This window comes from Psychromonas hadalis ATCC BAA-638 (genome assembly GCF_000420245.1).
In the GTDB taxonomy this organism is placed as follows: Bacteria; Pseudomonadota; Gammaproteobacteria; order Enterobacterales; family Psychromonadaceae; genus Psychromonas; species Psychromonas hadalis.
The window spans coordinates 1-21647 of record NZ_ATUO01000012.1 but is presented as its reverse complement, the minus strand read 5'-3'; the positions used below and the strand labels follow the sequence as shown (position 1 = coordinate 21647).

The window sequence follows — 21647 nt, the reverse complement described above, 5'->3', positions numbered from 1 at the left end:
TGTTTTTACTTTAGTTAATGCTAATGTGTCGTAAATTTATACAATTCATAATTTAGATCGCATTTTATTCGCTTAAAATAAAATTTAATTCGCAATGCCCTAAATTTGGTATATGGTCTGCTTATCTATAAAAAATAAGTTTATAAAAAAAGGATTTACACATGAAAAAACAGTCAGGTTTTACATTAATTGAATTAGTTATCGTTATTATCATTTTAGGTATTTTAGCAGCGACTGCTTTGCCAAAATTTGTAGATTTACAAGGTGATGCACGTGCGTCAGCTATTAAAGGGGTCAAAGGAGCATTGGAAGGTGCTGCGACATTGACTTATTCTCGCTCTGCGATAGATGGTACTGAAAAGTTAGATGATGGTACTACAGAAGCTAACGGCGTTATTATTGCCTTTGGTTATCCAGAAGGTTCAGTGACTGCCCTACGTGAAGCAGCGGGACTTTCCACTGAAGATTGGGTCATGTCTGGTACTGGTACTATTATTATTGCAGGTACATCAGCTGGTTTGGCAACTGATGGTACGGGTTGTAATGCGCAATATGTTGAGGCTGCTGATGCTGAAAATCGTCCTGAAATTACATTTGATGAGTCTGGCTGTTAATTTTAACTATTAGCACTTATTAATAATCCCGCTTTAATGCGGGATTTTTTATTTTAACTTCCTAACAAATACTAATAATACTCCTCGAAAAAAAATGAAACATTTCTTATAATTAGTTACTTATCTCTTATTAAAGGAGAGCTTGCAATGCGCTTATTGCATAAACATGCTACGCAAGGTTTTACACTAATTGAGTTAGTGATTGTTATCATTGTACTTGGCGTTTTATCTGCGGTTGCGATTCCTAAGTTTTCTAGTCGCTCTGGATTTGAAGATTACACCGTGCGTGACCAGCTGATCGCCCGTTTACGTTTAGTGCAATTGCAAGGCATGAATGCCGACCCGACTGGCACGGATACCGATAACGCCTGTTATTGGTTAGTGGTGAAAAATAGTTGTTTTTATAATGAACATACCGCTCAAACAGGCGGTAGTTGTCGCGATAGTGCATTGTCTGCGTCAGATGTTTGTATTACAGACAGTTATAATGAGTTTGGACGTGTCAAATTCCCGACAGGTATGCTTGGAGCCGTTAATTACCGTTTCGATCTACAAGGTAAATTAATTGCTGGAAGTAGCCCTATTTCAGTAACAGGTGATAATGATCTCTCTATCAAAATCGAATCAGAGGGTTTTATCCATGCACCTTAATAAACGTGGTTTTACCTTGGTTGAATTAGTGGTGGGCATCGTGGTTTTAGCGATTGCGATGATGATCATGAATACCATGCTGATTTCTCAAAGCAAAGATGCCCTAGAGCCGCTATATCGCTTGCGCGCGTCACAGCTTGGACAAAGTATTATGCAAGATATCCTATCACGCGCTTATGATGAAAACTCTGATCATAATGGTGGGTTATACCGTTGTGGTGAGGTGTGGTTTTCTAATGCCTCCGAAACAGATTGTTCGTCTGGGACTGGGACAGATAGTATTGCAGAAAGGGATGGTGGGCATCAAAACTTCAATGACGTTGATGATTTTATTACCGATGGTTTTGAGTCTGCGGTGAGTTATGGTGATGTCTTAGGGGGTGATTTACCTCCTCAATACAATAACTACGCGGTAAAAATAGAGGTTGTGAGTGTGACTGCCAATATCAGTAAAAAAATAGCCGTCATTATCAAAACCCCAAGTGGTGAGAAAATTCGTTTTAGTGCCTTAAAAGGAAACTATTAATGCGCCTAAAACAGCAAGGGTTTACCCTCATTGAGCTAGTCATTGTCATTATAGTGTTAGCGGCGATTAGCATTGCCACCAGCAGTTATATCGCCACAGGGGTGAGTATCTACACAGATATTAGCGAGCGTGATAAAGAGCTTAACAGCACCCGTTTTGTGATGGAGCGTTTGCGCCGAGATATTTTAAATGCACTACCAAATAGTTTCATCGTTTCCAATAATAACCAATGTTTAACCTTTACCCCGATAAAAGAAAGTACCATTTATGGTTATGACTTTCCGATAGCGCCGCTGAGCAAAAGCAGTGGCACTATTGCAACAATAGAAAATTATACTTTTTCAACGGGTGATAAAGCGGTGGTTTATCTGTTAATGGAGAGTGAATTGAGTTCAACTAAAGCACACTTTATTGATAATGTTACTGGTGAGCAGATAACATTTATAGGCGCTGCGAGTTTCCCTCTTAACTCGCCCAGTAAGCGTCTCTATATTATTAATCGCTCAAAAAGCTACTATTTTAACGCTGCTGACGAACTGAGATTAGCTGATAGTTGTACCTCATCAAGTTCAAGTAGTAGCTTGATGGCAAATAATATCAAAGGCAGTTTTGAAGTGGCAAAGCCAACGCTACAGCGTAATGGTCTCGCTAAAGTAACTTTTATGCTTAACTTTGATGGACAGGATGTACCCATTGAGCAAACATTACATGTTAACAATGTCCCATAACGCAGTGTTTTATAAAGCACCTTTATCAAAACAACAAGGCAGTGCGATTGTATTGGCCATTTTTGTGATCATCATTATCTCATTGATAGGCGCCGCATTAATGTCGCTACAACGTGATAGTGCCAAAGGCACCAGTTATGAAGTCTACGCTGCCCGCGCTTATCTGAGTGCTTATTCTGCGAGTGAGATTGCACTGACAGAGCTTTTCCCACTTATTCCAGCTGGTGCTTCTGCTACCGTTCCAAGTTGTAGCAATGTAGTTGCAAATGCAACATTACCAGCCAATGAGGTTGGTTTTCACGGTTGTAATGCTACTGTTTTATGCTCCACGATCGCACCTATTAATTCCGCCAGTCTACCCACTCGTTACAAAGTAGTCAGCACCGCAGTGTGTGAAAATGCACAAACCATTACCCGTCGTCAAATCAGCATTGAGGCGGTGAGTTTATGAAGCAATTATTTGTTACCTCTTTATTTTTCCTACTTTTTTTTTCAGTCAATGTACAAGCTGTCTGTGAAGCTCCTGCTAATTTAGCTGATTACCAAGTGATTGAGGGGAATTATAATCTCAATGGAAAACCTAATTTTTCTTCGCCAGGTATTTACGTTAAAGGGGATGTTTTTATTCCTTGGTTTTATACTTTTACGGGTAATATTTATGCAACAGGAAATGTTACTCTTGGCTGGTTTAGCTCTGTAGATGGTTCTGTTTATGCGGAAAGCAGTATTTTCTTGGGGTTATTTTCAAGAATATTCGGAGATAGCTGTACATCTGTGATTCCCAGTGCAGAAAACTATTGTGCTAATCCTCCCGATGTAAGCAACTATAAACTGTACGAAGGTAATTTATTTGTTTCAAAAAATAGTATTAAGCCTAATAGTGGACGTGAAGATATATATGTTACAGGACGAGTCTCATTAAATGTAAATGCAAGGTATAACGGTAATATTTATTCGGTTGGAGATGTTTATTTAAATAATAATGCTATTATTAATGGGAATGTGTACAGTCAAAGTGGTGTTATTGAACGAAATCATAACAGTGATGTTGTGGGAAAAACCTGTGAATATGGAGATCCTGTTGCTCCACCCTCTGGTTCTGTGCCAATAGATCTCCCTGTCGATGAGTTGATCGAAGAGTGTAACGATATTTTCCCTGATGCGGTGCAGAGTTTTAACTCGCGTGGAAATATTTACATGCAGAATGATACACAAATATTAAATTCGCTCACAAATCGTTTTTCTTTTTATTCTGAAGAGGGGGAAAGTGGCGGAGACCTTCATAATAATAGTTGTGGGAATGGTGCAAAGTGTCAGATTAAAATACCCTCTTCAAAAATTCTGAGTTCTTTTTTTATACCTAATATTTCGGGGGATAGTATTGCGCTGTGGCAGGGTGAAAGTATTACTATTGGTGGGAGTGGTGAATATAGTCAAACTACGTATAAAGATGTTACAGCTGGTCAGGGATCAACCATTACTTTTTTGAGGAAAAACTTTGCACAGGATGAAATGTATCAAATTGATCGTTTGACTGCTCAAGGTGGGAGCACCATTCGCTTAGAGGAAGGTGTTTATGCAATTCGAGAGCTTACGCTAAATGGAGGTAGTAAGTTAGAGGTGATAGGATCGGGAAATGTAATGTTTTTTATTCAGCAAGGGGCTTATGGGAATCCTCTTAATTTACAAGGTGAAATTGATAGTGGCTCTGGTAAGTTTTATTTTACCGCAAATGGAGAGGCTAGTTTTAACAGTAGAAGTAGTATCAACGCTTCTATCTATATTAATGGAGATCTTACTTTAGATAACAATATTATCATTAATGGTCAAACAGCTTCGAGTAATTTAAAGATTCGAGGAAACTCGAAAGTTTATGATGTACGCATGTGTGGTGCTCCTCCTGTTGACGACAACCAATTTGTTATTATCACCCAGCCTAACGCATTAACCTGTGAGCCTCACCCTGTTACATTAAAAGTATTAAAAAGCAATGGCGATCCTAATCGCGATTATGTGGGGGTTGTTAATCTTACTGCGACTTCTACATTAGCACCTACAGTCGGTGATACCATTGGCGATTGGAGCATGGTCAGTGATAATAAGCGATTAGATAATTTGACTGCTAATGATGGTATTGCAACTTATACATTTGATGGCCGTGAAAAAGGCCAGATAGCGTTACTGTTGGCTATTCGCTCAGCAACAGATGTTTCAGTGCTGATGTCACAGGGTGCGCTAGCTTCAGATCTAAAACCTATCTCTTTTCATACTTCACTGATTAAAACGGAATTAAGCTGTGTTAAAAGGGTTAACGGTTATTGCATCAATACCGCTAACAAACCTTTCTCTTTGACATTAAGCGCCGTAAAAGAGAATGAAGAGACCAGACTTTGTGAGGCTTATAACCCAGAAAAAATCGCATTTTGGTCTCAGTATGTCAATCCTGTTGCTGCAGAGGTTGCGAGTACATCGGTGTACATTGAATCTGCACCACTCCTATTACAACCGATAGGCAAAGCAGATACTAATACAACAGAGATCGCCGTCACTTTTGTTGGTGGTATCGCGAAGGTGAAGGCTAACTACCCTGATGCGGGGGCAATAGAAATTCATGTTAAAGATACAGGAAACAGCGCTATTATTGGTCAAGCTGATCTGATTGTTAACCCCTTAAAACTAGTGATTGATGATATAACAGAGCAGCCACGAAATCTTGAAACGAATAGACCTAAAAGCAGTGGCGCATTTATTCGTGCTAGTGTGCCTGATCGCAACGATCTGCAAGTAGATACTTTTGATTTGACAGCCAAGGCTATTATTGACTGCACAGCTTCAGGTGTTGCAACTAATTGCCCGTCAGTAGCTGATGACGTTTATAAAATCGTACCAAGTTTTAGCCATAATGCCACACTTACTCCCTCGGCGATTAGCGATTATTTACTCGGTACATTAGATTATGAAAACTCTTTAACTGTTTTACTAACCGCAGGTAAATTTACCTATCAAGATCTTGCTTATAGTGAGGTTGGTATGGTTGGTCTACAACTTGAAAATGAGAATTACCTTATTACAGGTAACAATGTTGATGTTGATCCGATTAAAGAGTTAGGTCATTTCTACCCAGATTATCTGACTTATAGTGATTACTCTTATGATGCAGGTTGTACGTCCTCTAACTTTACCTACTTCTATCAAGAACCATCAATCTTAAAACCTGACTTAACCATTAATTATACCTTGCATGCGTTGGCACAAGTTAATGATGGTGAACCCTCATCAAGAACAGAAAACTATGATCACAGTAGAGGATATCCCGTTGCTAATAACAATCAATTTTTGGATAAGTTATTTAGTAAAAAAGGCAGTGATTTGAGCAGTAGATTAACACCGCTGACTTATTACGATGAAGAAAATTGGGCTGATGGTAACTATTTTGTCACTAACTTACAGATGGGATTAATGAAAGCATCATCCATTGATGGGCCATTTTTTGAGGTGATGCCCGATGGTAGCGATAATCAACTAGAGTACTTTATTCACTTAGTGGGTAGCGATGGTGAAAAGTTACAAACAGATGCCGTTACTGTGTGTGGTACTGGAGATGGCTGCCTATTAATTGATCCTGACCCTGACAAATTACAAAGTTTTGGCGATTTTGCTTATGGGCGTTTAAAAGCGGAAAACGGGCACGGCAGTGAATACACTTCACTACGTGCACCCATTAAAGCGACCTATTTTGATGGCAATGGTTTCTCTGTTTTTAAAAGAGATAGCTGTACTCCGCTTAATTTTCCACAAATAGCCACTGATCCAGCGAGGGTTAATAAAAAGATAACTATCTCTAATGCAGGAAAAACGGGCATAACAACTATTTCAATTGCAGGTGACAATACAGTATTACAAGAAGGTCTCGGTTATTTGAACTTTTCTGCGCCAGTAGATGATGATGACAAGAAAAATGGTGTCAGAGGAAAAGCAACCTATTACGTTGAATATCAGTCTATAGCACCTTGGTTATTAGACGAGACAAACAAGGTTAAATGTAAGGGGGCAAATTGCTTAAGCAACAGTGTTGCACATTATATTTCAGGACAAATTCAGTTTGGCTTATTCCGTGGTAACGACAGAATCATCTACCGCAAGCAAACCTTTGATTAAATAGACCGTATAGTGTCTATTTAGCCTGTTTCCCTCTCATAATGGACAATATAGTGTCCATTTTGTTATAAAGAGGCTTTTACTTTGTGATCACTTCCTTCGTGGTTAATTGCTTTGCCTTGTTGCCAGTGGGACTTCAGTCCTGCCTATTTTTAACAGTTCAAAACCAAAAGCGCAGGACTGAAGTCCCGATTCCAAGTGAACGGTAATGGTTAACTTGCACTTACAAACAACTCACCACGAAGCCACTTATCATGATTAGGAAGTGCTGCTTTAGTTGCGCCTGTAGCCGATAGTAAAGGCGAAACTAAAGTTTCACGTCCAAAAAAAAAAAAAATTTAACTTCCTCTTCCTTCGTGCCTTCGTGGTTAATTGCTTTTGGTCTTGCTCATAGCAAAAAACCATCTTAAAACAGTACGACTTGTTAACCCGGTCGTTTATCAAGTCGTGCTGAAAGCAGCATCTTTGCATAAAATAGTACAAACAAACTAAACGCACAACACCAGAAAAGGATGCTTATCCAGTATGCCATTAAGATTAAGTCGGGCATCAAAAAAGGAAAAATCATGCGTACTAAGCCTGAAAGTGCCGTGGCAGCAAAGGCAATACTCATCCATTTTGATGCAATGAGAGGGCGACCTGTGTGGCCTAAAGAGACACGGCTTATCATCGCTAAAATTACCCCGCCAAACCCAGAAATCGCGGTGAGATGAATCATAGTGGTGGCATTAAAGCTGGGTACAAACAGGGCTAAGGCATAAAACAGTAAACCTGTTGAAAGCAGTAGGTAACTTAGATGCAGTGACCAAAGCAGTGGCACAGGCAATGTTAATACGGGTTTCCAGCGGATAACACGTATTAAATTAGCAACCCCAGCAAGCAGAGCTAATAGACCTGAAACAATCGATAAACTTGGAAACCAAGTAAATATAGCCAGCAAAAGAAGCGGTACAAGTGCTAAATACTCTAAGGCTTGAATTGCTTGAACTTTTTCTGTGCCTGTCCCTTTTGAGGTGAAAAATGGGATAACACGTCCACCCATCATGGCAATAATAAAGAACACTAAAAACAGCATGCTCCAAATTGCGTGTTGCGACATGATGTAATCGTAACGTTGAAAACCAATCAAACTAACGGCGTTGAGTAGGGTCATCACTAAGAGTAGTGGCACGAAAAATAGGTTGCGCCATTGCTTGGCGTGAAATACCGCTTGTGCTAAAACGAGGGCTGCCAGTGGCATCCAGCTTAGCTCCAAGATCATGGTTAACCAGAAAATATCCGGTGGTAGCAGAAACATGGCAAAACGCGCGAGTAACCACAAGGTAAAGAGCAGTGCTAATTTTTTACCTTTGAGCCCAGGATAACCTGTCCAGTTTTGCACGGCGGTCAGCAAGAAGCCTAAAATAATGGCGCCCGCAAAGCCAAATAACATTTCATGAGCATGCCATTGTGTGCTTGGGAGTTGTGAAGCTAATGTTATTTTTCCTGAAAGTAACATGCCCCATAAAACCATACTAACAATGGCAAACAGTGCGCCAGCTAAAAAAAATGGACGAAAGCCTAAACGAAACAGTGGCAATAATTGCTGTTCTTGGGCATTGTCGGTAATCTGTATCATCTTTTTCCCTATTTTATTTATGATGAATATTTATGTCTGAAAACTTATCTGAAAAATTATTTTCTCAAAAGCTTAATGTACAAGAGACTTCCACAATTATCGCTAATTCTGGTTCGAAAAAAAACCATAAATTGCATAATGTTATTATGGAGGGCGAATCCCAAGATGGTTGGTATCGCCTGTTAAAGTTTATGTTATGGGCATGGCAAGGGGTGGAACTGCTCGATTGTTATGAGGTGCTTTCGCACATTAGTGCATCAAAAAATAAACGTAGCAATGAAGATATCTTAGATACTGTGATTGGTTTTCGTTCTGGTAACTGGAGTTATGAGTGGACACAAAAGGGGATGAGCTATCAGAAGAAAGGTAATGAATTTTCCAAACAAGGGCTTGATCTGTTAGCAAAAGAGGCCTATTACAGTGCATCGCAACTCTATAGCATCGCTAGCTATCCGCATCTTAAAGGTGATGAATTAAGCATACAAGCGCAGGTACTCGCATTTAGTAATTACCGTGAGGCATTTAAACATAACAGTGATGCCGTGCTTAAAGAGATAAAAGTTCCTTTTAAAGGTAAGCAGATCAGTTGTTACCTGCACCTGCCTCATACCGATTGCATTCATCCGGTGGTGATTGTCAGTGGAGGACTTGATACCTTGCAGTGTGAGTTATTACCGCTGTTTGAAAAAGATCTTGCCCCTGCGGGCATTGCAATGTTAACCGTTGACCTACCGGGTATTGGCCACTCCTCACAAATTCAACTGGAACAAGACTCTTCCAACTTGCATCAAGCGATTATTCATTATCTCAAAGAGGTGCCTTGGGTTGACCATGGTCGTATTGCCTTAATGGGCATGCGTTTCGGGGGGAATATCGCCACCCGCTTAGCTTTTTTAGAGCCAAAAGCAGTGAAATCGGTGGTTGCTGTTGGCGCTGCCGTGGGGACAATATTTGATAAGTTAGACAATTTTAAAAAGTTACCCCCGATGTTATTAGACTGCATGGCGTCACGTATGCAAGTCAGCCACTCTGATACCGATATTCTCTATCAACACTGTGTGCCTTTTTCGCTGATTAAGCAGGGTCTTCTACATCGCAGGCGTATCGAAACGCCATTATTGAGCATCGGACATAAAGATGATGTGATGTGTGATGAATCCGATCTTAAATTAATTGCCCGTGCAAGTTATCAAGGTGAGGCGCGTATTATTGATAAAGCTCCCATTTTTGAATCATACTTAAACTCTTTGAGTTATTCTGCCCAGTGGTTAACAAGACATCTTGCGGAGTGAGTGGTAGATTACATCTTTACTTTCTCTTTTAGGAACAGGTCATTATGACAGCAACGCTACCATTATCTCCATCTCGAGGGCGTCTATTTAAGCTTTTCACCGATTTAGGTCCCTATTTTAGAAAGTTACAATCAACTGAAAGTTCTTTCTTTTTTGACTGTTTAGAAATTTGTCTTGATGCTGAAAAAGAGCCTGAAAACCGTGAGTTTTATGGCTGGTGGTTAGTGGTAACACGTAATGAAAACGGTTTTGATTATGAGCGTTATGATGGTAAATATAACCTTGAAGGTAATTGGGTTGTTTGCAAGATTAAAAAGAAAGATCAAAAGCAACTTGATGATTCTTTCGAGCTTTTTATTGAACGTTTGAAATCACTTATCGAAACGCAAACTGGTTTTTGTCTCGCGCCACTAGAGGTTGCGTTAACAGAAGCTTAAACCTAACTATCAATAATGGTATACTAAAACAGCAACGGCTTTTGCCCTTGCTGTTTTTTTTGCTTTTAAGAAAATGATTCTGCTATGAAAATCAATATTAGAAAAAATACTAAAAGAAAAACCATTGTTGTAAAACTAGGTACAAGTGTACTTACTAGTGGTACGGCAAAACTCGATCGTGCGCATATGGTTGAAATTGTGCGTCAATGTGCAGTATTACATAAGCAAGGGCACAATATTGTGGTGGTGACATCGGGTGCAATTGCCGCCGGAAAAGAGCACCTTAATATGCCCGATATTGCCCCTACGATTGCGAATAAACAGATGTTAGCGGCTGTGGGTCAAGGCAAATTAGTGCGTGTATGGGAAACCCTGTTTAAAATTTATGGCTTATATGTCGGTCAGATGTTATTAACCCGTGCAGATCTTGATGATAAAGTACGTTTTTTAAATGCGCGTGATACGCTAAATACATTGTTACATCATCGTATTATTCCATTAATTAATGAAAATGATGCGGTGGCAACCAGCGAAATAAAAGTGGGAGACAACGACAACCTTTCTGCATTAGTGGGATTATTAGCAGATGCAGATCTTTTGTTGTTATTAACTGATCAAGCGGGTCTATTCACTGAAGATCCACGTAATAACCCTGATGCAAAATTGATCCCAGAAATAGCTGAAATTACCGATGAAATTCATGCGCTTGCTGGCGGTAGTGTCGGCGGTCTTGGCACGGGAGGCATGGCCACTAAAATAGAGTCTGCAACGGTTGCACATCGTGCCGGTATTGAAGTGGTTATCGCTTCTGGGCATAAAAAAAATGTTATTTTAGAAGCGGTTGATAATAAACCCGTGGGCACACGTTTTGTCTCTAAAAATAGCCGTTTGGAAGCGCGTAAAAATTGGATATTTGCGGGCTCTCGTATTGCAGGGAAAATTATTGTTGATCAAGGGGCAGAGCAAGCATTAATCACATCGGGTAGCAGTTTACTTGCAAAAGGGATTATCACCACCGAAGAGACTTTTTTACGGGGTTATGTGGTACTTATCTGCAATCAAGCGGGTAATGAAATTGCGCGCGGTGTGGTGCGCTATAAAAGTATTGATATCGAAAAAATCAAAGGTCAGCATTCAGATCAAATAGAAACTATTTTAGGGTTTGAACATGGCACGGTGGTTATCCATCGTGATGATTTAGTGTTGCTGTAAACAGGTTTATCTATATAAGATTAGAGGGAAAATAATGAGTTTATTAGAAATTGGAAAACAAGCACAAACCGCAAGTTATGAATTAGCCATTGCTGATAGTACAAAAAAAAATGCAGCACTTGAAGCGATTGCGCTGGCACTTGAAGCAAATGAACAACTGATCATTGATGCTAATAAAAAAGACATTGAAGCGGGTAAAAAAGCGGGATTAACAGACGCGCTATTAGATCGATTATTACTCGATAAAAGCCGTTTAGCAGGCATTATTGGCGACCTACGCAGTGTGATTAATTTGAGTGACCCTGTGGGTGAAGAGTTTGATAGCAAACTGTTAGAGAGCGGTTTAAAACTGTGTAAGCGCCGTGTGCCAGTGGGGGTGATTGGTGTTATCTATGAAGCGCGTCCTAATGTAACCATCGATATTGCAGCACTTTGTTTGAAAACAGGTAATGCCAGTATTTTACGTGGTGGTAAAGAAACCATTAATTCTAATCTTGTTTTAGTGAAAGTGATTCAAGATGCCCTTGAAGCTTCTGGTCTGCCAAGAACAGCAGTGCAATACATTGAAAATACCGATCGTGCTTTAGTGGGTGAACTACTAAAAATGGATCAATATGTTGATATGATCATCCCGCGTGGCAACTCTGGCCTACAAAACTTCTGTAAAGAGAACAGTACTATTCCCGTGATCATTGGTGGTATTGGCATCTGTCATCTGTTTGCAGAAAAATCAGTGGATGTTGAGAAAGCATTAGCGATTATCGAAAATGCTAAAGTGCAACGTCCATCGGTGTGTAATTCCTTAGATACACTGTTAGTGCAAGCAGATATTGCAGCTGAATTTTTACCAAAGCTAGCCGCTAAACTATTACCACAAGGCGTGACCTTAGTGGCAGAGCCAAAAGCGAAAGCCATTCTAGGTGACGATGCTACCGTTGCGCAGCAAGGCGATTTTTCCCGTGAGTGGTTATCACTGCACCTTGGCGTGAAAGTCGTTGCAGATTTGGGTGAAGCATTAACGCATATCCGCGCACATAGCTCACAGCACTCGGATGGTATATTAACTAACGATTTCACCGTTGCTAATCAGTTTGTCAATGCAGTGGACTCAGCCGCTGTGTATATCAATGCCAGTACCCGTTTTACCGATGGTAGCCAATTTGGTTTAGGCGCAGAAGTTGCTGTTTCAACACAGAAACTACATGCCCGTGGGCCAATGGGTTTACAAGAGCTTACTACCTATAAATGGATTGGTGTAGGTGATTATTTAGTACGTAGTTAAAAAGAAAAAAAAGTCGGGTCAGATCAAACTTAATTAATCTCACAGTAAGTTTGATCTGACCCGACTTTATTATTTACGTTTCTTTTTCAAAGCGCTTTGCCATAAACGCGTAATACAGTACAGGAATAACCACCAAGGTTAATACGGTTGAGATTAAAATACCGAAGATAAGGCTGATTGCAAGCCCACCAAAAATCGGATCATCCAAGATAAAAAATGCACCTATCATGGCAGCAAGTCCTGTTAAAATAATTGGTTTTGCACGCACTGCGCCAGAGTGAATCACCGCTTGTTTGAAGGGCATTCCCCTCGCTGTTTCATGATTAATAAAATCAACCAGTAAAATAGAGTTACGCACAATGATACCTGCCAATGCGATCATGCCTATCATTGAGGGAGCAGTAAACTGTTGCTCTAATAGTGCATGACCCGGTAATACACCAATAATAGTGAGTGGAATAGGCGCCATTATAATCATTGGTACAATATAAGATTTGAACTGAGCAACCACTAACAGGTAAATCAGGATCATACCAAACGCATAAGCGATACCCATGTCTCGGAATGTTTCATAGGTAATTTTCCACTCTCCATCCCATAACAGTGCAATTTCAGAGGTGCCTTTGGGTTGATTGATAAAGTACTGGTTTAAGACTAATCCTTTATCTGCCATATTTTGCGAGATATCCATCATGCCATACAGGGGGCTATCGAGATCACCAGTCATATCGGCGGTGATCATGATCATCGGTACCATGTTTTTATGCATGATCGGTTTTTTAACCGTGGTTTTTTTGATGCTCACCACTTCTGAAAGTGGTACAAGGTCGCCCGTTAGGCTTTCCAATTTCAAGTTCAGTATCTGCTCTAAATTAACTTTTTCACCCTCTTTTAATTGTAGGCGAATAGGGATGGGGTATTTTTGATTATCACTGTGTAAGATATTGATATCTTTACCCCCTACTGATGTTGCAATGGCATCCACAATGCTTGCATAAGGCAGTGATAAATGAGCAACTTTAGCGCGATCTATCTCAACTAACCATTTTTCATGATCTTCTGGGTGCATGATGTCGCTATCAACCACATCATCGGTATCATTAAAAATAGCTAATAAGTGCTTAGCTGTTTGTTCACGAATTGCTTCATTGGGGCCGTAAACTTCAGCAACAATCGGTGACCAAACTGGCGGTCCGGGTGGCACTTCTACTACTTTTACATTGGCGTTATAGGCTTTGGCAATCGCTTGTAGCTCAAAACGAACACTGCTGGCAATGGCATGGCTATCACGATCACGGAAATTTTTATTCACCAAGTTGACTTGAATATCACCCAGTTCAGCACTGTTGCGCAGATCATAATGGCGAATTAAGCCGTTAAAGTTAATTGGTGCGGCTGTGCCTGCATAAAGTTGAAAATCTTTTAACTCTGGAATCGTTTTTACCACTTCGCTTAATTCAACTAACAAACGTTGTGTTTGTTCAACGGGGCTACCTTCGGGTAAATCAACGGTGATTTGGAACTCTGATTTATTATCAAAAGGTAACATCTTCATGACCACTAACTGATTAAACGGAAGCAGTAATGACAGTATGATCAGCACAACGATTGACGCTAATAATCCGTAGCGATGTAAACGGGCTTTTTCACCGAGAACAAAAGGCCCAATTAAACGAGTAAACAGACGTTGCATAAAGGCATTATCGTCTTTATTTTTATCTATTTTTTTGTCTTGCGTGTGTCTTTTTAAAAATTTCAAGCTTAACCAAGGTGATAGTGTGAACGCAACCGTCAGTGAGATAAGCATGCCCATACTGGCATTAATAGGAATGGGACTCATATAAGGACCCATTAAGCCTGATACAAATGCCATCGGTAAGAGTGCCGCAATAACGGTAAAGGTGGCTAAAATGGTGGGTCCGCCTACTTCATCGACCGCTATCGGAATCAGCTCTTTAAGGGGCTTATCACTCATTTTCATATGTCGATGGATATTCTCTACCACCACAATGGCATCGTCCACCAAAATGCCGATAGAGAAAATAAGTGCAAATAGCGAGATGCGATTAAGGGTAAAACCGTATGCCCATGATGCAAAGAGGGTGATGGTTAACGTGATGGTGATTGCAACCCCCACAATAATGCCTTCACGCCAGCCCATGGTTAAAAACACTAAAAGAATGACACCGCTGGTGGCAAAAATTAGCTTTGTGATTAACATATCAGACTTTGTTTTTGCCGTTTCACCGTAATCACGTGAAATACTCACCTCGATATTGTCAGGAATAAGCACATTTTTAAGCTCATTAATACGCTGTGCTATGGCATTGGTGACATCTACTGCATTTTTACCGGGTTGTTTAGCAATCGCGATAGTCACCGCTGGATAAAGCTTGCCTGCTTCACCATGCATTACGTTTTGGGTGGAAATATCTGCGCCTAAACTGACCTCTGCGACATCTTTTAAATACACTGGGGCATTGTTTTTAATGGCAACAATGAGGTTTTTAACCTGGTTAATATTTTGTAAAAATTGCCCTGTTTTGATTTTAATCAGTTGATTATTTTGTACTAAAGAGACAGAGCGGGAGCTACTGTTATTACTCACTAATATATTATTAATCTGATTGTAGCTGATCCCAAAACTGTTCATTTTAATGGGATCAATACGCACATTTACTGTTAGTCGATGTTCACCAACAGTGAAAATATTACGCGTCCCATCAACCTGTTGTAACTCACTCTCAAGGCCATGTGCTACCTGTGTTAACTGCTCTGGTGTAACGGAACTGTCTTTTGACCATAAGGTTAACGAGGAGACGGGCACATCATCAATGGCGCGTGGTTTTATCAGCGGGTGTCCGACGCCTGCATTTTGTGGCAGTTTGTCCATGTTGGAGTAAATTTGGTTATATAAGCTAACAATGGCATCGTTACGTTGTTTGCCGACGTCAAAAACAACGATGATCATTGCCCCATCATTTTGTGAAAATGAGTAGGTCATATCAATGCCTTTAATCTCTGAAATTACCTGCTCCATCGGAATGGTGATTAAGTTCTCAACCTCTTTGGGGGATGCGCCCGGAAAGGGGATGAAAATATCTGCAAAGGTGACATCTATTTGTGGCTCTTCCTCTTTGGGGGTAATAATAATGGCAAAGATACCCAGTAATAAACCCACAATCGCTAGCAAAGGGGTGATGGCAGAGTGTTGAAATGATTTGGCTATAGTGCCTGAAATACCGAGTTTATCTGACATTATTTAAACTCCAACGTTTGACGTGTTTTATAAGCATCTAGGCTAATTTTATCGCCATCTTGTAAGCCCGCTAACACTTCAATATAACCATTTTGTGTTTTACCTAAACGAATTTGTGTTAATACCGCTTTGCCTTTTACATCACGGTAAACCGCGGTTAATTCATTGTTGGTTAATACTGCGCTCGTGGGGATGGTGATTGTTTGACGAGTGCCATTAATAAATGCGACTTTTACCCACATGCCAGGTAATAACAATTTATCGTTGTTTGGCAGATCAATACGCACTTTAAAAGTATGTGTTTGTTGGTCTGCATAACTAAATAGGGTGATTTGATCAGAAAATAACTGACTACCGTCACTGAGGGTAATAGTAAATTCAGGATTTTCACGCAGTGCCATCAGGTAGCGTTGCGGTATTGCGGTAACCGCGCGTAAGTTATCTAACGACAACCCTGAAAATAGAGGCTCTCCGGGATTAATTGTTTCACCTACTTCAACATGTCGCTCAGTCACTACACCAGAAAAAGGCGCGCGCACGATGGTGTAATTTAATGACTCTTTGGCTTGAATCAGATTCGCTTCTGCCGCTTTAATTTGCTGTTGGTTACTTTTTGCGGCCGCTTCCGCTTGGTCAAGGTCGCCCTGAGAAATTGCCCCTTTAGGAAATAACTTTTTATAACGTTCGTAGGTTAAACGTGCTTCTTTGTAAGCCACTTTTGCGCGTAAAATGTCAGCCTCACTGGCTGCTAATTTTGCACCTTGCTCTTTATTGGTTATCTCAAGTAATACCTCGCCCTCGTTTACGTAATCATTACTGTCAAAGTTAATTTTAACAATACGCCCACTGGTTTGCGCAGAGAGTGTCGCTTTGTTAATCGCTTCAAGGGTGGCATCAAGTTGGATCACCTGCTCTTTTTGACTGTTTTTAACCGTAAATAGCGCATCGGCTAAAAGCTGATTGCTATAAAAGAGAGAAAACAATAGGCTGATAAAAACAGAAAGTGGCTGATTATATTTAGTGAGCATGATAGTTCCTTTTTAAGGTTTAACTTTATTAGTTTATTCTAATAAAGTATTTCCTAATTATCAAGTCTATTGATATATTAACTACAAAAAAGAGAGAATAATGACAAAAGATAATCATTTAGATACATTATTAAATATTATGCACCGTTTACGTGATCCCGAGTCAGGCTGTCCGTGGGACAAAAAACAAACCTTTGCTTCCGTTGTGCCACATACCATTGAAGAGGTTTATGAGTTGGCAGATGCCATTGAGTTGCAAGATTTTTCTGATCTCAAAGGGGAGTTGGGGGACCTGCTTTTTCAAGTGGTGTTTTACGCACAAATTGCCAAAGAGCAGGGACTCTTTGAGTTTTCTGATATTTTAGCAACGCTCAATGAAAAGTTAGTGCGTCGTCATCCACATGTCTTTGCGCAAACAGAATTTGAAAACGAGCAAGCAATACATGCTAATTGGGAGAAAGAGAAGCAAAAAGAGCGTCTTTTAAAAGCCAATTTAATGAAGCAACCTGACAGTGTACTCGATAATATTCCACTGGCATTACCTGCCCTAAACCGTGCTTATAAAATTCAAAAACGTTGTGCCAATGTGGGTTTTGATTGGGCGGAACTTGAGCCTGTGGTGGCTAAAATCCACGAAGAGATAGATGAGGTTTTAGTCGAAGTGAAACGTACCGATTTAACCGATCAGCAAAAACAAGCGCGTATTGAAGATGAGTTGGGTGATCTGCTGTTTGCGAATGTAAACCTTGTTCGTCATTTAAACGCTGATCCCGAAACCGTGTTACGTCAAGCGAATAGGAAATTTGAAAAACGTTTTAGGCTGGTGGAGCTTGAAGTGTTAAAACAGGGTAAAAAGATTAATGCGTGTAGTTTGGCTGAACTTGAAAATATTTGGAATTGGGTTAAAAAATTATAAACTTAAAAAACTGCAACATCTTTTTAAAAAGATTGTCCAAAATGAGAGGTTTTGCTATACTGCATTCCCATCTAAATGCTCTATTTTCTTCCTGTTTTAAAATTGTCATGAAATCATCACTTATCTTATATAAGCTGATGTTGTTTGTGTTTTTGAACGATTAAATGGCGCTTCTTTTGTATCTTACATTTTCAGGGTTACTATGACGACAAAATATATTTTCGTAACGGGTGGTGTTGTTTCATCACTGGGTAAAGGTATTGCAGCGGGTTCGCTGGCTGCTATTTTAGAAGCGCGTGGCCTTGATGTAACGATTTTAAAACTTGACCCATATATTAATGTTGACCCCGGCACAATGAGCCCAACGCAGCATGGTGAAGTTTTTGTTACCGATGATGGCGCAGAGACGGATCTTGATTTAGGCCACTACGAGCGTTTTATTCGCACCAAGATGACCAAACGTAATAACTTTACAACAGGACGTGTTTATTCTGAAGTATTAGCCAAAGAGCGTCGTGGTGATTACCTTGGTGCAACGATTCAGGTGATTCCGCATATCACTAACGAAATTCAAGAGCGTATTGTTGCCGGTGGTGAAGGTCATCAAGTGGCAATTGTGGAACTCGGTGGCACGGTAGGTGATATCGAATCACAGCCTTTCCTCGAAGCAATTCGTCAGCTCTGGTTAAAAGTAGGTCGTGAAAATGCCATGTTTATACATTTAACCTTGTTGCCTTATCTGAAAACTGCTGGTGAAGTGAAAACCAAGCCCACACAACACTCAGTAAAAGAGTTACGTAGTTTAGGGATTCAACCTGATATTCTTATCTGTCGTAGTGAAGTGGCTGTTCCTGCTAATGAGCGCGCTAAAATCGCCCTATTTTGTAATGTTCAAGATAAAGCTGTAATTTCATTACGTGATGTAGATTCTATCTATAAAATTCCTGCACTGCTAAAAGCGCAAGGATTAGATGAAATTTGTGTGCAACGCTTTGGTCTTGATTGCCCAGAAGCAGATCTCAAAGAGTGGGAGCAAGTTGTTTCTGAGGAAGCAAATACTTCCAGTGAAGTGGTTATCGGCATGGTGGGTAAATATATTGAACTACCCGATGCTTATAAATCAGTCAATGAAGCGCTTAAACACGCGGGTCTTAAAAACTCAGCAAAAGTAACCATAAAATATATCGATTCACAAGATGTTGAAGTGAAAGGCGATGATATTTTGAAAGATCTTGATGCTATTTTAGTCCCAGGTGGATTTGGTATTCGTGGTGTTGAAGGTAAAATTTTAGCCGCTAAATATGCACGTGAACACAAGGTGCCTTATTTAGGCATCTGTTTAGGCATGCAAGTGGCATTAATTGAGTTTGCACGTAATGTAGCTGGGCTCAAAAATGCACACTCAACAGAGTTTGAACCTCAATGTGAGCAACCTGTTATTGGTTTAATCACTGAGTGGATTGATAAATCTGGTGAAGTTGAACAACGTACTGAAAACTCTGACTTAGGTGGTACAATGCGTGTCGGCGCTCAGAAATGTCATCTAAAAGCGGGCTCTAAAGTTTTTGAAATGTACGGTGAAAAAGAAATTTTTGAGCGTCATCGTCATCGTTATGAAGTCAATAATAACCTTTTACCGATACTTGAAAAAGCGGGATTAGCCATTACGGGTTTATCAGAAGATAAAAAACTGGTGGAAATTGTTGAACTGCCTGATCACCCTTGGTTTGTGGCTGTGCAGTTCCATCCGGAATTTACCTCAACACCGCGTGATGGGCATCCTTTATTTAAAGGCTTTGTAAAATCTGCGATAGATCATCAACAAGGACGATTTAAATAGTTTTTGTTGACAGAACATCGTTTTTTGTTAGAAACTTACCAAATAAGATGTTATTAAGTTACAGGCAGTGTCTCGATAATTTTTGTCTGTATCTGCTAAAAAATGTAAGTAAATGTAATAGAAAAATTGAAAACTTATTTTTAAAATACTAAAGGAAACATTATGTCTAATATCGTAAAAGTACTTGGTCGTGAAATCATGGATTCACGTGGTAACCCAACTGTAGAAGCTGAAGTTCATTTAGCAGACGGTTCTATCGGTATGGCTGCTGCACCATCAGGTGCTTCTACTGGTTCACGTGAAGCATTAGAATTACGTGACGGTGACAAAACTCGTTACTTAGGTAAAGGTGTACTTAAAGCAGTTGCCGCTATCAATGGCCCAATCGCTGACGCACTTGCAGGTAAAGATGCACTTGCACAAGCAGAGCTTGATCAAATCATGATCGACCTTGACGGTACTGAAAACAAAGCTACATTTGGCGCAAACGCAATTCTAGCTGTTTCTCTAGCAGCGGCTAAAGCGGCTGCAAACTCTAAGAAAGTACCTCTATATGCTCACATTGCTGACTTAAATGGTACTCCTGGTGTTTACTCTATGCCTCTTCCAATGATGAACATCATCAATGGTGGTGAGCATGCTGATAACTCTGTTGATATCCAAGAGTTCATGATCCAACCTGTTGGCGCTAAAAACTTCCGTGAAGGTTTACGCATGGGTGCTGAAATCTTCCATAGTCTTGCTAAAGTACTTAAAGCAGACGGTCACTCAACGGCTGTTGGTGATGAAGGTGGTTTCGCGCCAAACCTTGAGTCTAACGCTGCTGCACTTGCTGCCATTAAAGTTGCTGTTGCAAACGCAGGTTACGAATTAGGTAAAGACGTAACATTAGCGATGGATTGTGCTGCTTCTGAGTTTTACAACAAAGAAACAGGTAACTATGAGCTTAAAGGTGAAGGTAAAACATTCACAGCTAAAGAGTTCAACTACTTTCTTGAAGGTCTTGTTAAAGATTATCCTGCTATCGTTTCTATCGAAGATGGTCTTGACGAGTCTGATTGGGCTGGTTTCAAGCACCAAACTGAACTGCTTGGTGATAAAATTCAATTAGTGGGTGATGATCTATTCGTTACAAACCCTAAGATCTTTAAGCGTGGTATTGATGAAGGTATTACTAACTCTATCTTAATCAAACTTAACCAAATCGGTACACTAACAGAAACATTAGCAACCATAAAAATGGCAAAAGCCGCTGGTTTCACTGCTGTTATCTCTCATCGTTCTGGTGAAACTGAAGATACAACTATTGCTGATCTAGCGGTTGGTACTGCTGCTGGCCAAATCAAAACGGGTTCTTTAAGCCGTTCTGACCGTGTTGCTAAGTACAACCAACTTCTACGTATTGAAGAAGCGTTAGGTGATAAAGCACCGTATAACGGTCTTGCTGAAGTTAAAGGTACTTTTAACTTTTAATCTAAACTAACTTATTAGTTAAGATTATTGTTGAAACGAAATCCTCACTTATGTGGGGATTTTTTTTGCCTGTAGATTTAGTTAAGTTGTGCTTGATGATAAAGCACCTTCGTTTAATTCAGTCTTGCTGAAGTTAAAGGTACATTTAACTTCTAAATTTAAACTGACTTAGTTTAAATACAAATCCTCACTCCGGTGGGGATTTTTTTTGCCCAAAAAACATCACCACGAAGTCGCTATGCGATGCAGAGAACACGAAGAAAATAAAAAACAAAAAATAGGTTTAGGTTTTAACTTCCTTTTTCTTTGTGCCTTCGTGGTTAAATGCTGTTGAACTTGCACTTACAAACTATTCACCACGAAGTCGTTGCGCTACACAGAGGACACGAATAACCCCAAAACTTAGGTTTTAACTTCCTTTTTCTTTGTGCCTTCGTGGTTAAATGCTTTTGAACTTAATGTTTCGTCCTCATATTAGAATTATTAACCGTTTTCATTTATATTAATAACTCTGTGCTTTATGTTTGCTCTTTAAGGAGGCTGACTTGATTGATAAATTAGGTATTTATGGTAATGCAAAACAAATTTGTTCCCCCTATTTCAATGAACGACC

General features: G+C 39.9%; 16 protein-coding genes. 13 read left to right on the top strand and 3 right to left on the bottom strand.

All coding sequences use genetic code 11. The features are described from left to right. Nucleotides 1-161 precede the first annotated feature (161 nt). The 6 genes from G322_RS24490 to G322_RS0102835 all read left to right on the top strand — a co-directional run bounded on the left by G322_RS24490 (nucleotide 162) and on the right by G322_RS0102835 (nucleotide 6677). The gene (locus G322_RS24490) at nucleotides 162-614 is read left to right on the top strand and encodes a prepilin-type N-terminal cleavage/methylation domain-containing protein (protein ID WP_022940306.1); all 453 of its coding nucleotides are present in this window, start codon (nucleotides 162-164) and stop codon (nucleotides 612-614) included. Between the two features lie 147 nt (nucleotides 615-761). Continuing rightward, nucleotides 762-1265, top strand: coding sequence for a pilus assembly FimT family protein (locus G322_RS24485; protein ID WP_022940305.1), 504 nt, complete (start codon nucleotides 762-764; stop codon nucleotides 1263-1265). Continuing rightward, a complete protein-coding gene (locus G322_RS19800) occupies nucleotides 1255-1791 on the top strand; it encodes a prepilin-type N-terminal cleavage/methylation domain-containing protein (protein ID WP_022940304.1) in 537 nt (178 codons plus the stop codon). The genes G322_RS24485 and G322_RS19800 overlap by 11 nt, the downstream gene beginning before the upstream one ends. Next, nucleotides 1791-2519, top strand: coding sequence for a PulJ/GspJ family protein (locus G322_RS0102845; RefSeq protein ID WP_022940303.1), 729 nt, complete (start codon nucleotides 1791-1793; stop codon nucleotides 2517-2519). The genes G322_RS19800 and G322_RS0102845 overlap by 1 nt, the downstream gene beginning before the upstream one ends. After that, nucleotides 2509-2970, top strand: a complete 462-nt coding sequence (locus G322_RS0102840; RefSeq protein ID WP_028866377.1) for a hypothetical protein — start codon at nucleotides 2509-2511, stop codon at nucleotides 2968-2970. The genes G322_RS0102845 and G322_RS0102840 overlap by 11 nt, the downstream gene beginning before the upstream one ends. Continuing rightward, nucleotides 2967-6677 carry a DUF6701 domain-containing protein gene (locus G322_RS0102835; RefSeq protein WP_022940301.1) on the top strand — a complete coding sequence of 1237 codons (3711 nt, stop codon included), beginning with the start codon at nucleotides 2967-2969 and terminating at the stop codon, nucleotides 6675-6677. The genes G322_RS0102840 and G322_RS0102835 overlap by 4 nt, the downstream gene beginning before the upstream one ends. Before the next feature lie 424 nt (nucleotides 6678-7101). Here the strand turns inward: G322_RS0102835 and G322_RS0102830 are convergent, their stop codons facing one another. After that, complete coding sequence (locus G322_RS0102830) at nucleotides 7102-8295, bottom strand: NnrS family protein (RefSeq protein WP_022940300.1); 1194 nt, start codon at nucleotides 8293-8295, stop codon at nucleotides 7102-7104. Between the two features lie 32 nt (nucleotides 8296-8327). Here G322_RS0102830 and frsA point away from each other — a divergent pair, with 32 nt between their 5' ends. From frsA to G322_RS0102810, 4 genes are all read left to right on the top strand, one after another. Beyond that, nucleotides 8328-9587, top strand: a complete 1260-nt coding sequence (frsA, locus tag G322_RS0102825; RefSeq protein WP_022940299.1) for an esterase FrsA — start codon at nucleotides 8328-8330, stop codon at nucleotides 9585-9587. Nucleotides 9588-9631: 44 nt separating this feature from the next. After that, a complete protein-coding gene (gene crl, locus G322_RS0102820; protein WP_022940298.1) occupies nucleotides 9632-10024 on the top strand; it encodes a sigma factor-binding protein Crl in 393 nt (130 codons plus the stop codon). Nucleotides 10025-10114: 90 nt separating this feature from the next. Then, on the top strand, nucleotides 10115-11236 hold the full coding sequence (proB, locus tag G322_RS0102815; RefSeq protein WP_211217124.1) for a glutamate 5-kinase: 1122 nt from the start codon (nucleotides 10115-10117) through the stop codon (nucleotides 11234-11236). A 34-nt stretch (nucleotides 11237-11270) separates the two neighbouring features. Then, nucleotides 11271-12518, top strand: a complete 1248-nt coding sequence (locus tag G322_RS0102810; RefSeq protein WP_022940296.1) for a glutamate-5-semialdehyde dehydrogenase — start codon at nucleotides 11271-11273, stop codon at nucleotides 12516-12518. A 73-nt stretch (nucleotides 12519-12591) separates the two neighbouring features. Here G322_RS0102810 and G322_RS0102805 read toward each other — a convergent pair whose 3' ends face one another. Beyond that, nucleotides 12592-15777 (bottom strand): efflux RND transporter permease subunit, encoded by a 3186-nt coding sequence (locus tag G322_RS0102805; RefSeq protein ID WP_022940295.1) that lies wholly within the window; start codon nucleotides 15775-15777, stop codon nucleotides 12592-12594. Next, nucleotides 15777-16805 (bottom strand): efflux RND transporter periplasmic adaptor subunit, encoded by a 1029-nt coding sequence (locus tag G322_RS0102800; protein ID WP_022940294.1) that lies wholly within the window; start codon nucleotides 16803-16805, stop codon nucleotides 15777-15779. Before G322_RS0102800 ends, G322_RS0102805 begins: the two co-directional genes overlap by 1 nt. A 100-nt stretch (nucleotides 16806-16905) precedes the next feature. On the opposite strand from G322_RS0102800, the gene mazG reads away from it, so the two are divergent. From mazG to eno, 3 genes are all read left to right on the top strand, one after another. Beyond that, nucleotides 16906-17721 (top strand): nucleoside triphosphate pyrophosphohydrolase, encoded by an 816-nt coding sequence (mazG, locus tag G322_RS0102795; protein WP_022940293.1) that lies wholly within the window; start codon nucleotides 16906-16908, stop codon nucleotides 17719-17721. A 202-nt stretch (nucleotides 17722-17923) separates the two neighbouring features. Then, on the top strand, nucleotides 17924-19561 hold the full coding sequence (locus G322_RS0102785; protein ID WP_022940291.1) for a CTP synthase: 1638 nt from the start codon (nucleotides 17924-17926) through the stop codon (nucleotides 19559-19561). A 162-nt stretch (nucleotides 19562-19723) separates the two neighbouring features. After that, on the top strand, nucleotides 19724-21034 hold the full coding sequence (gene eno / locus G322_RS0102780) for a phosphopyruvate hydratase (protein ID WP_022940290.1): 1311 nt from the start codon (nucleotides 19724-19726) through the stop codon (nucleotides 21032-21034). The last annotated feature ends 613 nt before the right edge of the window (nucleotides 21035-21647 follow it).